Source organism: Calidifontibacter indicus (assembly GCF_003386865.1).
Classification (GTDB): Bacteria; Actinomycetota; Actinomycetes; order Actinomycetales; family Dermatophilaceae; genus Yimella; species Yimella indica.
The window spans coordinates 306,373-325,612 of sequence record NZ_QTUA01000001.1 but is presented as its reverse complement, the minus strand read 5'-3'; the positions used below and the strand labels follow the sequence as shown (position 1 = coordinate 325,612).

Annotated in this window: 22 protein-coding genes and 1 pseudogene; 15 read left to right on the top strand and 8 right to left on the bottom strand. The window is 67.5% G+C overall.

The annotated features are described in order from the left end of the window. Positions 1–7 precede the first annotated feature (7 nt). From DFJ65_RS01530 to DFJ65_RS01505, 5 genes are all read left to right on the top strand, one after another. On the top strand, positions 8–3,208 hold the full coding sequence (locus DFJ65_RS01530) for a type I restriction endonuclease subunit R (RefSeq protein WP_211308334.1): 3,201 nt from the start codon (positions 8–10) through the stop codon (positions 3,206–3,208). A 795-nt stretch (positions 3,209–4,003) separates the two neighbouring features. Further along, on the top strand, positions 4,004–4,417 hold the full coding sequence (locus DFJ65_RS01525; RefSeq protein ID WP_170143952.1) for a helix-turn-helix domain-containing protein: 414 nt from the start codon (positions 4,004–4,006) through the stop codon (positions 4,415–4,417). Between the two features lie 48 nt (positions 4,418–4,465). Beyond that, entirely contained in the window at positions 4,466–5,476 is a 1,011-nt protein-coding gene (locus DFJ65_RS01520) for a DUF3039 domain-containing protein (RefSeq protein WP_115921493.1), read from the top strand. 217 nt (positions 5,477–5,693) lie between these two features. Next, positions 5,694–6,158 (top strand): NUDIX hydrolase, encoded by a 465-nt coding sequence (locus tag DFJ65_RS01510; protein WP_115921492.1) that lies wholly within the window; start codon positions 5,694–5,696, stop codon positions 6,156–6,158. Between the two features lie 73 nt (positions 6,159–6,231). After that, a complete protein-coding gene (locus tag DFJ65_RS01505; protein WP_115921491.1) occupies positions 6,232–7,335 on the top strand; it encodes a serine hydrolase domain-containing protein in 1,104 nt (367 codons plus the stop codon). Positions 7,336–7,410: 75 nt separating this feature from the next. Here the strand turns inward: DFJ65_RS01505 and DFJ65_RS01500 are convergent, their stop codons facing one another. The 3 genes from DFJ65_RS01500 to DFJ65_RS01490 all read right to left on the bottom strand — a co-directional run bounded on the left by DFJ65_RS01500 (position 7,411) and on the right by DFJ65_RS01490 (position 8,397). Then, positions 7,411–7,650: a toxin gene (locus tag DFJ65_RS01500; RefSeq protein ID WP_115921490.1), complete on the bottom strand. Its 240-nt coding sequence runs from the start codon at positions 7,648–7,650 to the stop codon at positions 7,411–7,413. Beyond that, the gene (locus DFJ65_RS01495; protein ID WP_115921489.1) at positions 7,647–7,895 is read right to left on the bottom strand and encodes a ribbon-helix-helix domain-containing protein; all 249 of its coding nucleotides are present in this window, start codon (positions 7,893–7,895) and stop codon (positions 7,647–7,649) included. Before DFJ65_RS01495 ends, DFJ65_RS01500 begins: the two co-directional genes overlap by 4 nt. Before the next feature lie 250 nt (positions 7,896–8,145). Then, positions 8,146–8,397 (bottom strand): MFS transporter, encoded by a 252-nt coding sequence (locus DFJ65_RS01490; protein WP_147301270.1) that lies wholly within the window; start codon positions 8,395–8,397, stop codon positions 8,146–8,148. Between the two features lie 52 nt (positions 8,398–8,449). On the opposite strand from DFJ65_RS01490, the gene DFJ65_RS01485 reads away from it, so the two are divergent. The 3 genes from DFJ65_RS01485 to DFJ65_RS01475 all read left to right on the top strand — a co-directional run bounded on the left by DFJ65_RS01485 (position 8,450) and on the right by DFJ65_RS01475 (position 10,259). After that, on the top strand, positions 8,450–8,638 hold the full coding sequence (locus tag DFJ65_RS01485) for a hypothetical protein (RefSeq protein ID WP_115921487.1): 189 nt from the start codon (positions 8,450–8,452) through the stop codon (positions 8,636–8,638). A 135-nt stretch (positions 8,639–8,773) separates the two neighbouring features. Beyond that, entirely contained in the window at positions 8,774–9,298 is a 525-nt protein-coding gene (locus tag DFJ65_RS01480) for a gamma carbonic anhydrase family protein (RefSeq protein WP_115921486.1), read from the top strand. A 205-nt stretch (positions 9,299–9,503) separates the two neighbouring features. Beyond that, positions 9,504–10,259, top strand: coding sequence for an alpha/beta fold hydrolase (locus DFJ65_RS01475; protein ID WP_245949913.1), 756 nt, complete (start codon positions 9,504–9,506; stop codon positions 10,257–10,259). Here DFJ65_RS01475 and DFJ65_RS18395 read toward each other — a convergent pair. Further along, positions 10,166–10,633, bottom strand: coding sequence for a peptidoglycan-binding domain-containing protein (locus DFJ65_RS18395; protein ID WP_425453009.1), 468 nt, complete (start codon positions 10,631–10,633; stop codon positions 10,166–10,168). The genes DFJ65_RS01475 and DFJ65_RS18395 overlap by 94 nt on opposite strands. A 34-nt stretch (positions 10,634–10,667) precedes the next feature. On the opposite strand from DFJ65_RS18395, the gene DFJ65_RS01465 reads away from it, so the two are divergent. After that, positions 10,668–11,099, top strand: a complete 432-nt coding sequence (locus tag DFJ65_RS01465) for an OsmC family protein (RefSeq protein WP_115921483.1) — start codon at positions 10,668–10,670, stop codon at positions 11,097–11,099. Continuing rightward, entirely contained in the window at positions 11,096–11,833 is a 738-nt protein-coding gene (locus DFJ65_RS01460) for an MOSC domain-containing protein (protein WP_170143951.1), read from the top strand. The genes DFJ65_RS01465 and DFJ65_RS01460 overlap by 4 nt, the downstream gene beginning before the upstream one ends. A 311-nt stretch (positions 11,834–12,144) precedes the next feature. On the opposite strand, the gene DFJ65_RS01450 is transcribed toward DFJ65_RS01460, so the two are convergent. Together DFJ65_RS01450 and DFJ65_RS01445 are read right to left on the bottom strand one after the other, a co-directional pair. After that, entirely contained in the window at positions 12,145–12,567 is a 423-nt protein-coding gene (locus DFJ65_RS01450) for an arsenate reductase ArsC (RefSeq protein ID WP_115921480.1), read from the bottom strand. A 25-nt stretch (positions 12,568–12,592) separates the two neighbouring features. Next, positions 12,593–13,939, bottom strand: coding sequence for an FAD-dependent oxidoreductase (locus DFJ65_RS01445; RefSeq protein ID WP_115921479.1), 1,347 nt, complete (start codon positions 13,937–13,939; stop codon positions 12,593–12,595). A gap of 80 nt (positions 13,940–14,019) precedes the next feature. Between DFJ65_RS01445 and DFJ65_RS01440 the strand changes: the two genes are divergently transcribed. After that, on the top strand, positions 14,020–14,376 hold the full coding sequence (locus DFJ65_RS01440; RefSeq protein WP_115921478.1) for an ArsR/SmtB family transcription factor: 357 nt from the start codon (positions 14,020–14,022) through the stop codon (positions 14,374–14,376). 184 nt (positions 14,377–14,560) lie between these two features. Here DFJ65_RS01440 and DFJ65_RS01435 read toward each other — a convergent pair whose 3' ends face one another. Both DFJ65_RS01435 and DFJ65_RS01430 read right to left on the bottom strand, forming a co-directional pair. Next, the gene (locus DFJ65_RS01435; protein WP_115921477.1) at positions 14,561–15,154 is read right to left on the bottom strand and encodes a GNAT family N-acetyltransferase; all 594 of its coding nucleotides are present in this window, start codon (positions 15,152–15,154) and stop codon (positions 14,561–14,563) included. Positions 15,155–15,579: 425 nt separating this feature from the next. Continuing rightward, positions 15,580–16,287, bottom strand: a complete 708-nt coding sequence (locus DFJ65_RS01430; RefSeq protein ID WP_245949911.1) for a 4a-hydroxytetrahydrobiopterin dehydratase — start codon at positions 16,285–16,287, stop codon at positions 15,580–15,582. A 75-nt stretch (positions 16,288–16,362) separates the two neighbouring features. Here DFJ65_RS01430 and DFJ65_RS18215 point away from each other — a divergent pair, with 75 nt between their 5' ends. The 4 genes and pseudogenes from DFJ65_RS18215 to DFJ65_RS01420 all read left to right on the top strand — a co-directional run bounded on the left by DFJ65_RS18215 (position 16,363) and on the right by DFJ65_RS01420 (position 19,208). Beyond that, on the top strand, positions 16,363–16,491 hold the full coding sequence (locus DFJ65_RS18215; RefSeq protein ID WP_281269832.1) for a hypothetical protein: 129 nt from the start codon (positions 16,363–16,365) through the stop codon (positions 16,489–16,491). A 3-nt stretch (positions 16,492–16,494) separates the two neighbouring features. Then, on the top strand, positions 16,495–16,905 hold the full coding sequence (locus tag DFJ65_RS01425; protein WP_115921476.1) for a VOC family protein: 411 nt from the start codon (positions 16,495–16,497) through the stop codon (positions 16,903–16,905). Between the two features lie 61 nt (positions 16,906–16,966). Then, a pseudogene (locus DFJ65_RS18390) lies at positions 16,967–17,146 on the top strand (hypothetical protein); the annotation flags it as partial. A 184-nt stretch (positions 17,147–17,330) separates the two neighbouring features. Next, positions 17,331–19,208 carry a copper-translocating P-type ATPase gene (locus tag DFJ65_RS01420; RefSeq protein WP_281269831.1) on the top strand — a complete coding sequence of 626 codons (1,878 nt, stop codon included), beginning with the start codon at positions 17,331–17,333 and terminating at the stop codon, positions 19,206–19,208. Positions 19,209–19,240: the final 32 nt, after the last annotated feature.

Here is a 19,240-nt window from a genome sequence, read left to right as displayed (position 1 = left end):
CGGCAACGTGAGCCAAGGATCCATGAACCTCGAGGGGCGGCCCTTGTTGAAGTTCGGTGACGCTCCCACGCGTGCGCGCCGTCTTGCCAACGAGGTGGTCTTCGAGGCGGAGATCTGCGCGCACTTGGAGGCGAACGGGTGGTTGTACGCGAAGAACGATGCCGGCTACGACCGTGAGCGGGCGTTGTTCCCGGCCGACCTGTTCACCTGGCTGGAGGAGACGCAGCCGGTCGCCTACGCGAAGGCGTTGAAGGCTGCGGGGTCGCAGGCGAAGTTCCTCGATGTGCTCGTCGCGGCGTTGGACAAGCCGTTGGAGCACGGTGGCGGGATGTTGAACATCCTGCGCAGCGGGGTCCAGTACATCGGTGGTGGCCGGTTGAAGATGGCGCAGTTCCGTCCGGAGACTTCCCTGAACGCGACCACGGTCGAGCAGTACGCAGCGATGCGGGTGCGGGTGATGCGGCAGGTGCACTTCTCGACGGCCGACCAGCGCAGCATCGACTTGGTGTTCTTCGTCAACGGGCTGCCGGTCGCGACGGTGGAGCTGAAGACCGACTTCACGCAGTCGCTGGACGAGGCGGTCAACCAGTACAAGAAGAGCCGCAACCCGATGACCAACGGGCGGATGGAGCCGCTGCTGTCGTTCGGGCACCGAGCGTTGGTGCACTTCGCGGTCTCGAACGATCTGGCCGCGATGACAACGAAGCTCGAGGGCGACAAGACCCATTTCCTCCCGTTCAACGTCGGTTACGAGGAGGGCGCAGGCAACCCGCCCGCCGCGGATGGGAAGTCGGCGACGGCGTATCTGTGGGAGCGGGTGTGGGAGAAGCACGCCTGGTTGAACATCATCGGCCGGTTGATGATCGTGGAGACTAAGGAGGAGTGGGACGTCGCGACCGGAACCTCTATCCGTCGCACGTCGATGCTGTTCCCTCGCTTCCACCAGTGGGAGGCAGTCACCAACGTCACGGCCGCGATCGAGGAGGAGGGGGTCGGGCAGCGGTACCTCATCGAGCATTCGGCGGGTTCGGGCAAGACGAACACGATCGCGTGGACCGCGCACCGGTTGGCGCGGTTGCATGTCGACGATCAGAAGGTTTTCGACTCGGTCATCGTGGTGGTCGACCGCACGGTGCTGGACGGGCAGTTGCAGGATGCGATCCGGCAGATCGACGGTTCCGGGAAGATCGTGGCGACGATCAGCCCCGAGGACGTGCGCAAAGCGGGTGCGAAGTCGAAGTCGAGCCTGCTGGCCAAGGCACTGAAGAACGGCGAGTTGATCATCGCTGTCACAGTGCAGACCTTCCCGTTCGCCTTGGGTGAGATCCGTGCCGACTCGGCGTTGAAGGGCAAGAAGTTCGCGGTCATCGCTGACGAGGCGCACTCCTCCCAGTCCGGCCAGGTCTCCTCGAAGCTGAAGGCGGTGCTGACCGCGGAGGAGGTCAAGGACATCGAGGAGGGCGGGCAGGTCGACGTCGAGTCGGTGCTCGCCGCGGAGATGGGCGAACGGGCGGAGTCACCGAACATCTCCTACCTGGCGTTCACCGCCACCCCGAAGAACAAGACGCTCGAGTTGTTCGGGCGCAAGGGCGCCGACGGGAAACCGCACGAGTTCCACCTGTACTCGATGAAGCAGGCCATCGAGGAGGGGTACATCCTTGACGTGCTCAAGGGGTACCAGTCGTACGACACCGCCCTGCAGATCGCCGGCAACGCGACGTCCGGTGACAGCGAGGTCGAGGAAGGCGCGGCACGCAAGGGGCTGATGCGGTGGGTGCAGCTGCATCCGACGAACATCAGCCAGAAGGTGCAAATCATCGTCGAGCACTTCCACTCCAACGTGGCGCACCTGCTCGAGGGCAAAGCGAAGGCGATGGTCGTGACCGACTCGCGCAAGTCGGCGGTGAAGTACAAGAAGGCGATCGACGCCTTCATCGCCAAACGCGCCGCGCAGGACCCCTCGTACAACTACCGGACGTTGGTGGCGTTCTCCGGTGGGGTGACGATGGACGAGAACGAGGTGTGGACAGTCGAGTGGGGGCCGGCCCCGACCAAGGACGACGAGTTCACCGAGGCCAACATGAACCCCGGCGCCGGCACCGATCTGGCCGCGGCGTTCAAGGGCGACACCTACAAGATCATGACGGTCGCGAACAAGTTCCAGACCGGGTTCGATCAGCCGTTGTTGTCGGCGATGTACGTCGACAAACGTCTGGCCGGCGTGACCGCCGTCCAGACCCTGTCACGCCTGAACCGCACCCACCGGACGGCGGGCGGTGAGCAGAAACGCAAGACGTTCGTCATCGACGTCGTCAACAAGCCCGATGACATCCGGGAGTCGTTCGAGCCGTACTTCACGAACGCGACCCTGGAGACCGAGACCGACCCGTACGTCGTGGTGCACCTCGCGAACAAGCTGACGCACGCCGGGATCTACAGCGAGGACGAGGTCCGCAAGACGGCAGAACTGTGGGTGCTCCGCAAAGGCAACAACGCCTTGTCCGCTGCGATCGCGCCGGCGAAAACCGTGTTCGCGAAGCGGTACGAGAAGGCACTCGAAACCGACGACAAGGTGCTGCTCAACGAGCTCGACCTGTTCCGCAAGGACGTCTCCACCTACGTCCGGTTGTACGACTTCATGAGCCAGATCGTCGACTACGGCGACCCGTACATGGAGATGCTGTCCATCTACCTGCGCCTGCTCGAACGCGTCATCAAGGACGAGTCGTGGTCGGCCGAGGTCGACCTGTCCGACGTCGTGCTCGTCGGGGTCAAGCACACCAAGGGCCTGAAGGTGGACATCTCACTGACCGGCGACGGCGAACTGAAGGGCATTAGCGCGGCCGGCTCCGGAGCGAAGAAGGAACCGAAGTACGTCGCGCTCCAGGTCGTCATCGACCGGATGAACGACCTCTTCGGGGCCGAGTCGTTCGCCCAGTCGCAGATCGAGGAGTTCCTCCAGGGCCTGGTCAACCGCCTGCTCGATGACCCCGACCTCGTGCAGCAGACCCAGGTGAACTCCAAGAAGCAGTTCATCGAATCCCAGGACTTCCACGCGGCCGTCATCGAAGCCGTCGCCGACAACCAGGGCGCCCACAACAAGATGGCCGACTACTTCTTCAGCGACGGGCCCGGCATCGCCGGGGTTGTCCTGGCGTTGGCGGACGCGTTCTATGAGACAGCGATCGACGGGGCGAACGGAGCCTGAGGGTCGGGTTGTTGCCCAGCAGGTGTTGCGCGCGGGTCCAGCACCTGTCGGCTAGGTGTGCGTTGCTGACCGGGTTGCGTGGGCTGCGAGGTGCGCGATTCGCTGCCATGGGATGCGGCGGCGGACCGCGGCGCACTGGCTTGCGCCGCGTCCTGGGGAGTTCTTGACGTCGGTGATTGCGTCGATGATGACCTGTCGGTCCTCACCTAAGGCCTCTGCCAACCAGAGCAACCCGGGTGCGCATTGGAACCGGTTGTAGACGTCGGCAGCATCCGTACTGATGCCGGCTCTCCCGTAAGCACCGGGTCCGTCCGGACAGCCAGCCGATGAGGTGTTCCTGTTGATTGGTCCAGCTTCCGGACGAGCGCTGGGTGGAACCGAGTGGGCTGGTCGCTTCGTAGGCCTCGGTCAAGGGCTGATGCGGGCGCAAGCCGCGCACGATTGCGAGTAGTTCCGCAGGTGTCACTCTCCAACAGTATTGGGCCGCCCACCGCGTGCCTCGGTACGGTCGGCGGTCTTCAACAGTGGTTACGGCGTCGCCGGAGACTACGTGTAGCGTCCACGTCCTGCGGCAGCGGGTTGGGGTCGGCTTGCTGGCCAAGCGTCTGTGCGGATCCGGCCTCTTCGGCGTCGTCCAGATGAAGGCCGTCTCAGACCATGCGGACCGGGCATCGCTCATCGATGTGTGAGACGTAACAGTTTCGTTGCCAAGTCGACAGCGAGCGGCTCTATACGGCAAGATCATTCTTGCATCTATGACACGTGTGTCATCTGTGACTATTGATGGGAACCAACGTGCGCACGATCTCGGCATCGTCTGTCACCTCCGCTGACATGGCCGCACTGGACAGCATGATCGATCGGCTACCGGCCGGCAGTGAGCTTCGAGGTGCCATCGAGAGTGTCGCCGAAACGGTTCAGTCCGGACGTGACCTGGTCATTGCGTCGGAAGCCGACCTGGTTTCACCGGCCGCCGCAGCCAAGCTTGTTGGCGTGAGTCGGACCCACCTCTACAAGCTGATGGACGCTGGCGAGCTTCCGTTCGTGAACGTCGGGCGTGACAGGCGCGTGTCGCTGGGGGACTTGAAGGTCTTCCGTGATCGTCAGGATCGATTGCGTAAGCAGGTCGCAGAGCGCTTCGCTCACGCTGGCCGGACTCGTGCGGCCGCGCGCCGTAGCGTGACCATGAGGGGCCGGGCACAGGCCTGAGCCGTGTCTTGACATGGTGTTGTCAGTACCTCATTGAATACTGGTGCCATGACGACACCCGCGCGACCCACGCTGCGCTGCCTTCGCGAAGACCTGGATACGGACTGGGACTCAGTTGAAGATCAGCGGGCTGTGAGTCGGGTTGAGACGCTGGGGCGTCCGCTGGAGGATTTGCAACATCCAATCGTGCGCAAGGCTGCCGAGGACTTCCCGGTACCGGCCGTCGAGCGGCAGCGTGAAGGGATCTCTGGCCTTACTGACCCCATGTGGTGGAAGGTTCGGAGCGGCGCTCGCTGGCGCGGGGCTGTCTACGTGGATCAGAACGGCCAAGCATGGCTTTGTGCGGCGGGCTACCGAAGGATGGGCGAGAGTTCCGACTTCTACAAGCGCTTCATGGCGGAGGTAAAGGCTCGTGGAGCTGACCATTTCTTGCCCAGCGACGAGGATCACCTGCTCCTAGCGGCGATGCTCGACGCGGCATCGTTCGACCCTCACTACGACGCACGTTTTGATCAGTGGGAGGCCCAGCTCGTCGTATGGATCCAGACTCATGCGTCCGCCTCTCTCCGCTCAAGAGAAGTTCAAGAGTTCAATGCGGACGACGCGTTTGGGCAACCACTGGCTCGAGTTTCGGTGATGGCCGAAGCAGCGGGGTGCGACCAGTACGACGTGTACGTGGAGGTTGTGCCTATCAACTTCGCGGCATTGGATGAGCTGGAATGGGCTGAGCACGTGATGCTGTGTGCGCTCGACCCGACCGAACAGCAATGGGAGACGACCTACATGGGCAAGGGGCGGGCGTACTCGGCCACGATCAGTTCGACTGAGTCGTCCGCAGAGGGATCGCACACCGACGCGACCGCGCACCTGCCCGGTCAGTCTGTCCCTGGCGCGGTCGCGCATTACGCACATCGCGAGCGGTTGGTGGACTGCATGGTCGACGGAGATGCGCTTCGTTCTGTCTGCGGAAAATGGTTCGTACCAAGGCAGGATCCAGATTCGAGGGAGATTTGCCCAATGTGCGACCTAATCCTCGCGCACCTGTCTCCCAGTGACTAGGTCTCGCGGACCAGAGGCCATTCGAACCCTGCGGTCGGCCAGGCTTAGTTCTGGCACCGCGCGGTGGCCGCTTGGACCGTGTGAGGAGCCCGGCCAGGTCCCAGGTAGGCCGCAACGGGGTGCCGGGGGAACTGCTCGTGCGGCTCACACCCGATCGCGTCACCAGCGCGGCGGACGTTGCGGACTGACCCGAGCGGGCTTGCCTACCGTGGGGGCCATGCCGATCCCCGACTTCGTCGTCCAGTTGCGTGCCAAGATCGGGCACGACCCGTTGTGGCTGCCCGGTGTGACGGCGGTGATCCTCAAGGACGCCGAGGTGCTGCTCGTGCGGCGCTCGGACAACGGCAACTGGACGCCGGTGACGGGCATCGTCGACCCGGGCGAACATCCGGCCGAGGCCGCGGTGCGGGAAGCGTTGGAGGAGAAGGGTATTCGATGCTCCGTGGAGGCGCTGGTCTGGGTCGACGTCAGCGCACCGATCACCCACGTGAACGGCGACCACGCTCAGTACCTCGACCACGCCTTCCGCTGCACCTACCTGGACGGCGAGCCGTACGTCGCCGACGACGAGTCGCTCGAGGTGCGCTGGTTCCCGATCGACCGGTTGCCGCCGATGGCGCCGTTGTTCGTCGAGCGGATCGTGACCGCGGTGGAGCACGACGGCCCGACGCGCCTCACCTGACGACCGGGTGCTCGCCACGCGGCCCGAGCAAAATCGCATTGCCGCGCGGTGCGACTGCCGTCACGCTAGGGGTATGGAGATCTGGGCGCGGCCGCAGGAGACGGTGGACGGGGCGGCTGCAACCGACGGCTTCCACGGGCAGGTCGTGATCCGGGCCGGCGGGACCGACCGGGTGGTCGGGTCGTACGGGCTGGCCAACCGAACCCACGGCGTGCCGGTGACCCAGGAGACGAGATTCGGGGTCGCGTCGTTCTGCAAGATGTTCACGGCGGTCACGATCGCTTCGCTGGTTGCCGAGGGCCGACTGACGTTCGAGACACCGGTGCGGGAGGTGCTGCCCGCCGACGTCGACCTGCCGTGGTTGCGCGACGACGTCCGTCTCACCCATCTGCTGTCGCACACCTCGGGCATCCCCGACTACCTGCGCGAAGACGAGCACGAGGGCGAGGCCGACCTGTTCACCCCCGTGATGGGCGGCCGACCGATCTACGACCTTCGGACGACGCGTGACTTCCTCCCGCTGCTCGAGGCGCTCGCCGACCTCGCGCCGTTCCCGGCACCGCCCCGCGAATTCGCCTACAGCAGCACGGGATTCATCCTTGCTGGGCTGGTCGTCGAGGAGCTCACCGGACTCGCGTTCACAGCAGCGGTCGAGGAGCGCGTGCTGCGTCCGTTGGGTCTGCACGGGTCGGGTTACCCGGCGCTCGACGGCCTCGAGCCGCACCTCGCCGAGGGCTACCTACCCGCGTCCGGTGTAGTGGGCGAGCACTCAACAGGGCTGCGGCGCAACGTATTCTGCATTCCTCCGGTGGGCGGTCCGGACGGTGGGGCGTACATGACCGCGGCCGACATGGCGGTCTTCCTCGAGGCATACGACCGCGATCAGATCGCGCCCGGACTTCGAGCCGAACTGCTCGCGCCGCATGCCGAGGTCGAGGACGACGTCGCGTACGGCTACGGCGCGTGGGTCATCCACGACCGGCTCGGCTCGGGGCGGGCCGTCCTGCGGTTCGGGCACGGCGGGTTCGACCCGGGCTTCGAGTGTTGGGGCTTCCGCTGGCCGAACGCGGACATCACCGCCACGATCACGAGCAGCGTCAACGGGGTGCTCGACCCGATGCGCGACGTGGTCAAGGCGATCGCGGCCGAGGCGCTTGCTTCGCTGGCGGGAAGTTGAGCTGGGCGACGAGAGTGCGCGCCTCGCGTGCCGCAGTAGGGGAAGCGGATTCGGCACTGGGACACTTCCTGGCAGCTAGTCGAGCAGGCCGAGAACCGAACGCCTGGCCTTCATTGCGTGGATGACGAGTTGGTTGCCGCTGTCGAAAGTCACGATGGCGAGTTCAAGGATTCGGCCGTGACTGTCGAAGCCAAGAACGAATTGTTTCGCGGGGACGTCGTCGTCTGGTTCGCTCTCGTAAGCGCGGTGTGTTGCCGCGTGCAGGATGTCTTCGTCAGCGATTCCGTGCTTGCGTGCAGATTGATTGATCTTCACGCCACGTAGGCGCGCAGGGCTGCTCGGATGATTTCGGAGCGGCTCACGTGATCGTGCTCGGCGCGTTCATCGAGGGCGCTGAGCAGGCTGTCATCGAGCCGGACCGGGACCACTCTCGCCGCGCCATCACCCATAGGCTTGCGGCCGCGCTTGCGCAGCACCTCGACGTCGTACCCCGCTTCGGCTTCGTCAGCCCATGCTTGGAGCTGCTCGTCGGTGACCGGCTGTCCGTTGATCGTCTCCATCGATAAATCGTAATACGAAATGGGTGCGGGGGCCAGGGCGCAGCAAATCAACTCACGCCGGCGGTCCTAACGCGACTGCCCGGGTGTGGTCCCTTTCAATGGCGGATCGTCGTTGCTATAGCAACAGCAATCCACCTCTGGAGCGGGTGTCGATCAGCCGCGCGACCGATCGCGCCAACTGCGGGTTCTTGCCAGTGACGAGGCGGCCGTCGGTGGCGACGTGGGCGGTGAACACCTGGTTCCAAGGGGATCAGACGTGTGCCGGCTCGTACAGATCGACATCGGCGGGGGAGGTGGCCTTGTGGCGGGCCAGCGCCACCGAGAGCGCGGCGAGACCCAAGCCGGCGAGCGTCATGAGCGCTCTTACCCAGTTGACCGACGCGTAGCCGAACCCGGAACTGATGGCGAGGCCGCCGAGCCAGGCCGCGATCGCATTGCCGAGGTTGAAGGCGCCGATGTTGATCGCCGACGCCAGTGTCGGGGCAGTCGAAGCCCGTTCCAACACAACGGTTTGCAGCGGGGCACTGCTCGACGCCTACCTGGCCCGCACGCAGGTGTCGTTCGCCGCAGCGCAGCAAGCCGCCGACGCGGGCCGGGCGATCGCCGACGCGGCAACTTCCGACGACTACCGCTTCCGGTGGCAGACCTCCGAGGCGGCCGAGCGCTTCGCCGGAATCTCGCTCGCCGACCTCGACGGCAGCCGCGTGCACGGGGTTACCGCAGGGTGGATCGCGTCGTCCTGAGCGTGAGCGGGCACGGTTGGCCAGCCCAGAGGTGGATCGTCGTTGCTATGACAACGGCAATCCACCTCTGGAGCGTCGGCGCCGACGCGATAGGAACCCGAGCGACTGATCGCAGCGACGCGTAGCGTGCATCGCGTGACCGTGATCAAGATTCAGGACAAGACCCCGACCATCGACGACACCGCGTGGGTGGCGCCCGGCGCGACCGTCGTCGCAGCAGTGACGCTCGGCCCGCAGGTGGGCATTTGGTACGGCGCGGCGATTCGGGCCGACCTCGACAGCGTCGAGATCGGTGCGCGTTCGAACGTGCAGGACAACTGCAGCCTGCACGCCGACCCGGGCAGCCCGTTACGGCTCGGCGAAGGTGTCTCAGTCGGGCACAACGCGACGGTGCACGGGTGCACGATCGGCGACAACGTGCTCGTCGGGATGGGCGCTCGCGTGTTGAACGGCGCTGTCGTCGGGGCGAATTCGCTGATCGCCGCCGGCACCGTGGTGCCCGAAGGTGCCGAGATTCCCGAGGGTTCGTTGGTGGCCGGAGTGCCCGGCAAGGTGCGTCGCAGCCTGACCGACGACGAGCGCGCGGCCATCGCGCTGAACGCCGATGTGTACGTCGACCTGCTCGCCGTCCACTCGGCCGGCGAGGTCATCGACGGCTGAGGCGCGTGGACGGGTTGTCCGGTCCTTCGACACGTCGTAACGGTGGGACTGCGTTCATGGAGGCCGCAGCAACAAGATCGGGGTCGGAGACGCGTCCGCCACATGACTCGGGTACGAACACGGGGTGAGATTGCAAGCACCAGCCCGGTCGCGGGCACTCGGGTCGCGCACCAGGTCGAGGGGGAGCGAGCGCGGGCGTCCGGCGTTGCTCCTGCTGCAAGGTCAGGCCAACTCGCACCAGTGGTGGCGGCGGGTCAGACCGTTGCTCACCGGCGACTTCCGCACGATCACGTTCGACTACCGCGGCACCGGCGAGACCGCGCGTCGGCAGTCGTCGGTCGGCGTCGACCCGACGCCGTGGACCACTCGCTTGTTCGCCGACGACGCCGCCGCGGTGCTCGCCGCTTTGGGCGTTGACCGGGCGCTGGTCTACGGGACGTCGATGGGCGGACGCGTCGCGCAGGAACTCGCGATCAACCACCCGCGCCTGGTCGAGCGACTCGTGCTCTGCTGCACGTCACCCGGCGGAGCGCTCGCCCGCGAACGCAGCCACGAGGTGCGGAAGGCGCTCGCAGACCCGGACGCTGCCCGCCGGCACCGCTCGATGGTCGACCTGTTCAACACGCCGGAATGGGTTGCGGCACAAGGCGGGTACGACCACGCCCCGCGCCACCTGCTCGGCGACCGCACGATGACCCCGTCCGACGCCAACCGGCACCTGCGGATGAGCGGGGAGCACGACGCGTCCGACCGCCTTCACCTCGTCGAGGCGTCGACGCTGATCGTGCACGCCCAAGGCGACCGGATGGCGCCGGTGGCGAACGCGGCCGCCCTGCACGAGCGCCTTCGGGGAAGCGAACTGCACGTTCACCCCGAGGGACGGCACGGGTTCTTCGACGAGTTCGCGCAGCCGGTGACCGACCTTGTCGGAGCGTTCCTCAGCCGGCGAGCACTCCGCTGACCAGCGCCTGCCATGTCACCGCCCCACAGACACCGTCCGCGACGATGGTCGGTACGTGGGCCCGTCGGGCCGACGATGCCGTCGACCGTGAGCCCGTTGCTCTGTTGGAAGCGCCGCACGGCCGCGTCGGTCAGCGCGTCGGCCGCGACCCCGATCTTGACCGGTCCCTGAGCGATCGCCGCACGCAGAGCCGACGCGTTCGTCCAGTCGACCGCGAAATGCGCGCCGTCGTCGTAGAACGCGGCGCCGCGGCGGAACCCGACGTGCTGCCGGCAAGCGTCTGCAGGGATCGGAAGTCGGGTTCGGGGGTCGGGTTTGGGGCCTGGATGCCCCAGCCGACGAGTCGTGCAAGAGTGCTTGTCGGGCGAGCACATCGACCCGCCCGCACTTCGACGGTCAGGAGCTCTCATGGCAGGCACCACCCGCACCGCGACGAACCACTGGGAAGGCGACCTCCTCCACGGCAGTGGCCAGGTCACCCTCGAGTCATCGGGCGTCGGCACGTTCGACGTCAACTGGCCCTCGCGCGCCGAGAAGGCCAACGGCAAGACCAGCCCCGAGGAACTCATCGCGGCGGCCCACTCCTCCTGCTTCAACATGGCGTTCTCCAACGGTCTTGCCGGAGCCGGCACCCCGCCGACCTCGCTCGACACCACCGCTGAGGTGACCTTCGTGCCCGGGAGCGGCATCACCGGCATCGTGCTGAAGGTCGTCGGCTCCGTGCCCGGCATGTCGGCGGACGACTTCAAGGCCGCAGCCGAGGACGCCAAGGCGAATTGCCCTGTCTCGCAGGCGCTCAAGGCAGTGCCGATCAGCCTCGAGGCGAGCCTCGCGGAGTGATCGTCACCAGGCTCGGGCTCGCCCTCGTCAAGGGCACCCGACACCTCGACCACGAGGAACTCGAGTTCGACGCTCAGGGCCCGATCGGCGACCGCACCTTCTGCCTCGTCGACCGGGCCTGCGGGCGCGTGCTCAAGACCGTCGAGAACCCGCGGCTCGTCGGCGTCGAGGTGCGCGCAACCGGGGTCGGCCTTGTGGTGACGACTCCGGACGGGCGATCGCTCGAGGCGGCCACCCGCGATTCCTCGGACGGCGCTCAGGCGGGCGACTATTGGGGTCGTGGTGCACGAATCCACCTGCAGGACAGCGAACTCAGCGCCTTTTTCTCTGAATACCTCTCGCGCGACGTCGTATTCGCTCGCGCCGGCCGCGGTAATGTCGTCTACTACGACCCGGTCTCGCTCGTCACCACCGGCTCGCTGGCTCGTCTCGCGCGGGCGTCGGGGGATGCCGGACGCGATCTCGACGTCCGCTTCCGGGCCACCATGACCCTCGAACTCGACAGTGACCCCGCACCCGGTGCCCGGCTGTCCGTCGGCGCCCTCGAGATCGAGGTGACCAGGCCGATCTCTCGATGTGCGGTGATCGACCTCGACCCGGCGACCGGTGAGCGGACGAATACCCTCCTGCTGCAACGGATTCCGGCGGTGCGTGGCGAGATTCCGTTCGGGATGTGTGCGCGGGTGTTTCGGCCCGGCATCGTTCGGCGAGGGGACGCCGTCCGCGTGCTGTGAGCGCTGCGGAGCTGACTTGAAGCGACGGTACTCGTCGGCTGAGTGCCGGCCCGTAGCGCCTTCGCCGAAGTTCGTCAGCGGGTCGTCGCCACCACGACGAAGCCCTCGTCGAGCAGACGCGTGATCAGCCGCAGGTAGCGCCGGGACTTTTCGCGGGGCTGTGGATTCGTGGAGCGGTCTCTCTGGATGGCGGTGCTTGATCGAGCGACTGCGGACGGCTCCAGTGAAAGATCACTGCTGCTCTGACAACAGCGATCTTTCACTGGAGCGGGCCAAAAAGGTCGGGTCGCCGATGAAGCCGGAGCGGCCGCTCAGGCCGAAGGCTCGACGCCGAGGCTGTCGAGCAACACCCGAACCCGCGCCTTGATGTCGTCGCGGATCGGGCGGACGGCGTCGACGCCTTGGCCGGCGGGGTCGTCGAGTTCCCAGTTTTCGTAGCGCTTGCCCGGGTAGATCGGGCAGGTGTCGCCGCAGCCCATGGTGATGACGACGTCGGACGCCTGGACGGCCTCGGTGGTGAGGATCTTCGGCTTCTCGGCGGACAGGTCGATGCCTTCCTCGAGCATCGCTTCGTGCACGGCCGGATTGATCGAGTCGGCGGGTGCGGAGCCGGCCGAGCGCACCTCGACCCCGCCGCCGGAGAGGTGCTGGGTGTAGGCGGCCGCCATCTGCGAGCGTCCGGCGTTGTGCACACAGACGTAGAGCACCGAGGGTCGGGTTTCGTTGTCAGTCATCGTGATTCCTCAGTTCTGATTCGACTCAGCGGGTGGCCGGGCTCAACCCGAGGCTGATCGGCTGCGGCCCGGACGGCGCAGGCGCGCAGCAACCGCCGCCACCCTCCGCGCCGTCGAACAACCCAGCCCCGCCGCACACCCCGGTGTCGGGCAGCGACAACTGCACGCGGTTCGCCGACTCGAGATCGCCGGCCAGCGCGGCGGCGATCGAACGCACCTGCTCGAAGCCGGTCATGGCGAGGAAGGAGGGTGCCCGGCCGTACGACTTCATTCCGGCCAGGTAGAGGCCCGTCTCGGGTTGGGCGAGCACGTCGTGGCCGTGCGGCTGCACCGATCCGCAGGAATGCCAGTTGGGGTCGATCTCCGGCGCAAGCTTGCTCGGCGCTTGCAGACGCTGGTCGAGGTCGAGGCGCACCTCCGACAGAAACGACAACTCGGGGCGGAAGCCGGTGACGCACACGATCTGGTCGAGTTCGTCGACGCGCCGTCCGTCCGACGCGACGAGCGCCACGCGTCCGGCGCCGGCACTGTCGACCGCGACCGTGCGGAACCCGGTGACGATCTCGATGCGCCCTGCCTCGACCGCCTTGCGGACGCGGGTGCCCAGGGCGCCGCGGGCGGGCAATTCGTCGAGGTCGCCGCCGCCGTAGGAGTTGCCGACGACACCGCGTCGCAACACCCAGACCACCCGGGACCCGGGCGAGTACACGGCGTCGGAGGTGAGCGCGATCAGCGAAGTCAGCGCGGAGGCTCCCGAGCCGACGACCGCAACAGCCTTGCCGGCGCACGGGTTTCCCGCGACGTCCGGGTTCGGCATCCCGTAGTGGATCCGGTCGGCGTGGACTCGTTCCCCGGCCACCGGATATCCCTCCGAGCCGAGGGGATTGGGGCGGTCCAGAGTGCCGCTGGCATCGATGACCGCACGGGCCGGCACGCGTTCGACCGATCCGTCGGGGGCCTCGATGTGCAGCACGAACGGCTGCTCCTCCCGGCCGGAATCGACCAGCAGGTCGCGGTCGAGCCGGGCGACTCCGACCACCCGTGAGTTCAGCCGGACGCGGTCGCCGAGCGCGTCGGCCAGTGGTGCGAGATAGCCCTCGATCCAGTCGCTTCCGGTCGGGTACCGCTTGCGGTTCGGCGCCGTCCAACCGGTCCGCTCGAGCAGCGCGATTGCGGCGGGCGAGGTCAGCTCCGACCACGGCGAGAACAGTCGCACGTGGCCCCACGACCGCACCGCGGCCGCGGGCCGGTCGCCCTGCTCGAAGACGACGACCCGTTGCTCGCGTCCGGCCAGTTCGGCGGCGGCGGCCAACCCGATCGGGCCGGCTCCGATCACCGCGACCGGAAGCTCGCTGTGCGCAACGGAGACCATCAGTGACCACACCCTGTGATTAGACAACTGTCGATGCAGTCAGCCTTGCGCGTTACATCGATGATTGTCAATATGGGCAGGTGACCACGACGCAGACCTCGACCGCCGCCGCGAACACCACCGACGCGTGCGGCGAGGCCTGTGCCCCGGGCGCCGGGCTCGACGTGGCCGATGCCGAGCGCGCGGCGGCGGTCTTCAAGGCCCTGGCCGACCCCGTCCGGCTGCGGTTGTTCACCCGCATCGCCGGCTGCGAGGGGCAGACCTGCGTGTGCGACATCCAGGACGTCGGGGTGTCACAACCGACCGTGTCCCATCACCTGCGCAAACTGCGCGAGGCCGGCCTCATCGATTGTGAACGGCGCGGCACGTGGGTCTACTACTGGGCAGTGCCCGGTGGGCTCGAGGCGCTCGACGGCGTGTTTTCGGTCGGCCGGTAGGGAGCCCACCGCGGGTGTGCAGGGCGTACCGTCCGGGCTCGTGGACGGCGGCCTGCACACGTCCGCCGCGCAGCAGGCGTGGCAGCGACCAGGGCCGGCGAGGCCGAAGCAGATGGTGCATACGGCGGCGCGGGTCCATGGTCGCGCCCGCGCGGCGACCCGCGGGGCCCGGGCCCTTCATCGGTCAGCGCGCGGGCTCGACGGTCTTGACCATCACGCAGTTCTTCAGACCCTTCGGCCGGTCGTACGTGAATCCCAGCCGTTCGTAGAGCCGGCGAGTGCCGTTGTAGAGGAACGACGACGACATCTTCTTGGTCTGGTCGGTGAGGTCGTGCGGGTAGCTCTCGACGAGTCCGCCGCCGGCCCGGGCGATGAGGTCGAGCGCGCCGGTGATCGCGAGTTCGGTGATGCCCTGTCGGCGGTAGCGCTTGTCGACGAAGACACAGGTGATCCGGTAGTCGGGATCGTCGGTCTTGGTGGCGTCGTACTGCTTGCGGTGGTGCAGGGTCGGCAGTTCGGCGGGCGTGCCGAACTCCGCCCACGCGATCGCCTCGTCGCCGTCCATCACCAGCGCGGCATGCGCGGCGCCCTTGTCGACGTACGACTTCTTCAACGCCCGGTTGGCCTCGGCGCCCTGGCCGCGCTCGGGTCCGTCGGGGTGGAACCAGATGCACCAGCAGCCGCCGAAGATGCCGTTGTGGCGCTGCACCATCGCGTCGAACGCGGGCCAGGTGTCCGGGCTCAGCGATTCGATCCTGTACGCCGACTGGGTGGCCATGCGCCCAACCGTAAGCCCGGCGGGGTGTATCGGTCACTGCTTGGGGCAACCGTGCCCAACCAGCGCACCGAAACCTGGTCGCCCCGGCGATCGCGCCACGCGACGAACTGAGGATCTACGCGTAGTAGCGGTCGTCAGCGGTTGATCAGGCGCTGCATGTGGTCGGGGTAGCGCTTCGGGTCGACCTGGAACCGCGCCGAGGTCTCGTCGAGCAGGCGGACGTCGTCGGCGGTGAGTTCGACCTCAGCCGCCTTCGCGTTCTCGGTCGCCCGCTCCGGACGGCTGGTGCCGGGGATCGGGCACGCGTACGGACGCGTGGTGATGATTCAGGCGAGTGCGACCTGGCCGGGCGTGCAGTCGTGCGCCTTCGCGATGGTCGTGTGGTGCGGGGCCCTTCGGCCGTACGACCGCCGGCTCAGTCGCACTCAGTCGCCCTCGGGCGGTGTCGCCGCCACGCAGAGCACCCCGCGGTTGCCGACCTGGTCGGCGATCACCGTGACGCCCGGCGACTCGCTGTCGTCGACCACGGTGCCGCCCGCGGCGACGGCCGCCGCGATCCGTTGCGCGGCCACCTCCGGCGCGACGTAGACCTCCAGGTGGAACCGGTGCTGCTCGTCGGTGCCGTCGCCGAACCACAGGTTGGGGACGCGTCCGCCGGCGTCCCTGATCTCGTCGCTGGGCGTTCCGCGCCCTCGGGAGCTCGGGTCACCGGTCAGCAGCGCGGCCCAGACGGGTGCGATCTTCGCGGAATCCGTTGTGTCGAGACCGAGTTCGACGTGGCTGACCGCGGACGGGTCGGCTACCAGACCGTGCTCGGCAGCGACTTCCGCGATACGGCGAGCAAGGTCGACGTCCTGCTGGGTGACCCATTCGACGGTGTACTCCGTGCCGTCGTCGGAACGGTAGATCGCGTCGTCGCTGACGAGCTTCAGGTCGACGTAGCCCGGCCCGATCGACACTCGCGGGTAGTGCGTGGCTTCGTCGCAGACCGCGCCGACCGCGGCCGTGAACCTCGCGCCGGCAGCGAAGTCGTGGGCGAGATACCGGGCGTGCAGCCCCTGACCGAGTTTGCGCCAGTCGGCGAGTGCGGCGTCGGCGATCTGTCGGCGGCTGAGCATGTCCTTGGACGTCATGGCGAAGTCCTCCCTCGATGTAGGTGCACCGATCCGACCACGGCTTGCGGACGAGCACCGTCCGCAATGTGCGCGATGATCGGACCAAGCCCACCGACCACCGGAAGGACCGCCGACATGACCCGCGTGCGCGTCGATCTGAACATCGATATCGCCGAGTGCGGCACGATCCACGTCACCTTCACCCGCCGTGCGCAGGGGTGAGCGATGGCCGACCACCCGGTGCTCCTGCACACCGCGATCGACACCCGCGACTGCCGCGGGCTCGCGGAGTTCTACCGGCAACTGCTCGGCGTGCGTTACCGCGAGGGTGATGAACCGCCGACCGACGGCCCCGATGACGCCGACTGGCTGGTGCTGGTCGACGATGCCGGCAACCGGGTCATGGCCATCCAACAGAAGGCGGACACGACCGCGCCGACCTGGCCGTCGGAGCAGGTGCCGATGCAGCTGCACCAGGACTTCGCGGTGACCTCGGTGGAGGAGCTCGAAAGGCACCGCGCCCGAGCCGAGCAGCTCGGTGCGAAGGTGCTGCACGACCGGTCGCAGGACGGTGAGGAGCCGCTCTACGTGATCGCCGACCCGGCCGGCCACCCGTTCTGCCTGCTCGTGCGGTAATCCTGGGAGGGTTGGTTCCTCGACCTGCCGCGGGCAGGACAACGGCTGCGAAGGAGCGTTCATGGGTGACGAGCACGACCACCACGACGAGCACCACCCCGGCCACATGCCGGAGCATCAGCAGGCGCATCCCGCAACGGAATCCGCCCACCACTCGCACTCCGGATCGAGCAACACCGACCCCGACGCGTCCGAGTGGACCTGCCCGATGCACCCGGAGATCCGGCGGCCGGGTCCGGGATCGTGCCCCATCTGCGGGATGGCGCTCGAGCCGGTGCTGGTGACCGCCGACAGCGGTCCCAGCCCCGAACTGCTCGACATGACAAGGCGATTCAAGGTCGCGACCGCCCTAACGATCCCGGTGTTCGTGATCGAGATGGGCCGCCACTTCATCCCTGGCGGTACACGACCGCATCCCGGCGAAGGTGTCGATCTGGGTGCAACTCGTGCTCGCCACACCGGTGGTGCTGTGGGCCGGGTGGCCGTTCTTCGTGCGGGGCTGGCAGTCGGTGCGCAACCGGAGCCTGAACATGTTCACGTTGATCGCGATGGGCACCGGCATCGCGTGGCTGTTCAGCATGGTGGCTGCGCTGGCCCCGGGCGTGTTCCCCGCATCGTTCCGTGGCGACGACGGCACCGTCGACGTCTACTTCGAGGCGGCCGCGGTGATCACCACCCTGGTGCTGCTCGGCCAGGTGCTCGAACTGCGAGCCCGAGAGCAGACGTCCGGTGCGATCAAGGCCCTGCTCGACCTCACCCCGAAGACGGCCCTTCGCATCCGGGCGGACGGTTCCGACGAGGAGGTCCCGTTGGAGCAGGTGCGCATCGGCGACCGGTTGCGGGTGCGGCCGGGCGAGGCGGTGCCGGTCGACGGGACGGTTGACGACGGACGGTCGTCGGTCGACGAGTCGTTGGTGACCGGCGAGTCGATGCCGGTGACCAAGACGTCGGGCGACGTCGTCGTCGGCGGCACTGTCAACGGCAGCGGCGCGCTGGTGATAGGGGCCGAGAAGGTCGGTCGCGACACGATGCTGTCGCGCATCGTGACCATGGTCGCCGATGCGCAACGCTCCCGTGCACCCATCCAGCGCACGGCCGACAAGGTGGCCGGCGTCTTCGTGCCGATCGTCATCGGGATCGCCGTCGTCACGTTTGCGGTCTGGGCGGCCGTCGGCCCGCAGCCACGGTTCGCCCACGCTCTCATCGCTGCCGTGGCCGTGCTGATCATCGCCTGCCCGTGCGCGCTCGGGCTGGCCACGCCGATGTCGATCATGGTGGGTGTCGGACGCGGCGCCGGGCTGGGCGTGCTCATCAAGAACGCCGAGGCGCTCGAGCGGTTGGAGAAGGTCGACACGCTCGTCGTGGACAAGACCGGAACACTCACCCAGGGACACCCGTCCGTCATCGCGGTTGTGACGCGGGAGGGCTACTCCGACGACGAGTTGTCGGGGCTTGCCGCCGGCGTCGAGCGCGCCTCGGAGCATCCGCTCGCCCTGGCGATCGTCGACCATGCCCTCGAACGCGGCCTGAGGATTGCGGAGGTGAGCGACTTCGACTCACCCGTCGGACGCGGCGTGTCGGGCACGGTCGACGGACACCGAGTGGTGCTCGGCAGCAGCACCTACCTCGCCTCCGAGGGCATCGACACCTCCGCGCTCGCAGCTCGCGCCGAGGAGTTCGGCACGCAGGGCGCGACCGCGATCCACGTCGGCGTCGACGGGCGGGCGGCCGGGCTGTTGGCGATCGCCGACCCGGTGAAGGAGACCACCCCGCAGGCGCTGACGGCGTTGCGCGACAACGGCATCGAGATCGTCATGCTCACCGGCGACAACCGGGCGACGGCGCAGGCGGTGGCCGAACGGCTCGGTATCGATCGGGTCGAGGCCGAGGTGCTGCCCGACGACAAGAGCGACATCGTGCGCACCCTGCGTGAGGAGGGGCGGGTGGTGGCGATGGCCGGCGACGGGGTCAACGACGCACCCGCGTTGGCCGCCGCCGATGTCGGCATCGCCATGGGTTCGGGCACCGACGTCGCGATGGATAGCGCCGGGGTCACGCTGCTCGAAGGCGACCTGACCGGCATCGTCCGGGCGCGTCGCCTGTCGCAGATGACGATGTCGAACATCCGGCAGAACCTCTTCTTCGCCTTCGTCTACAACGCCCTCGGCATCCCGCTCGCCGCCGGCGCGCTGTACCCGACCTTCGGCATCTTGTTGTCGCCGGTCATCGCCGCGGCCGCCATGGCGTTGTCGAGCGTCAGTGTCATCACCAATGCGCTGCGCCTGCGGCGCCAACCGCTGTGACGGCGTCCGAACGTGGGAATCCCGCACCCACG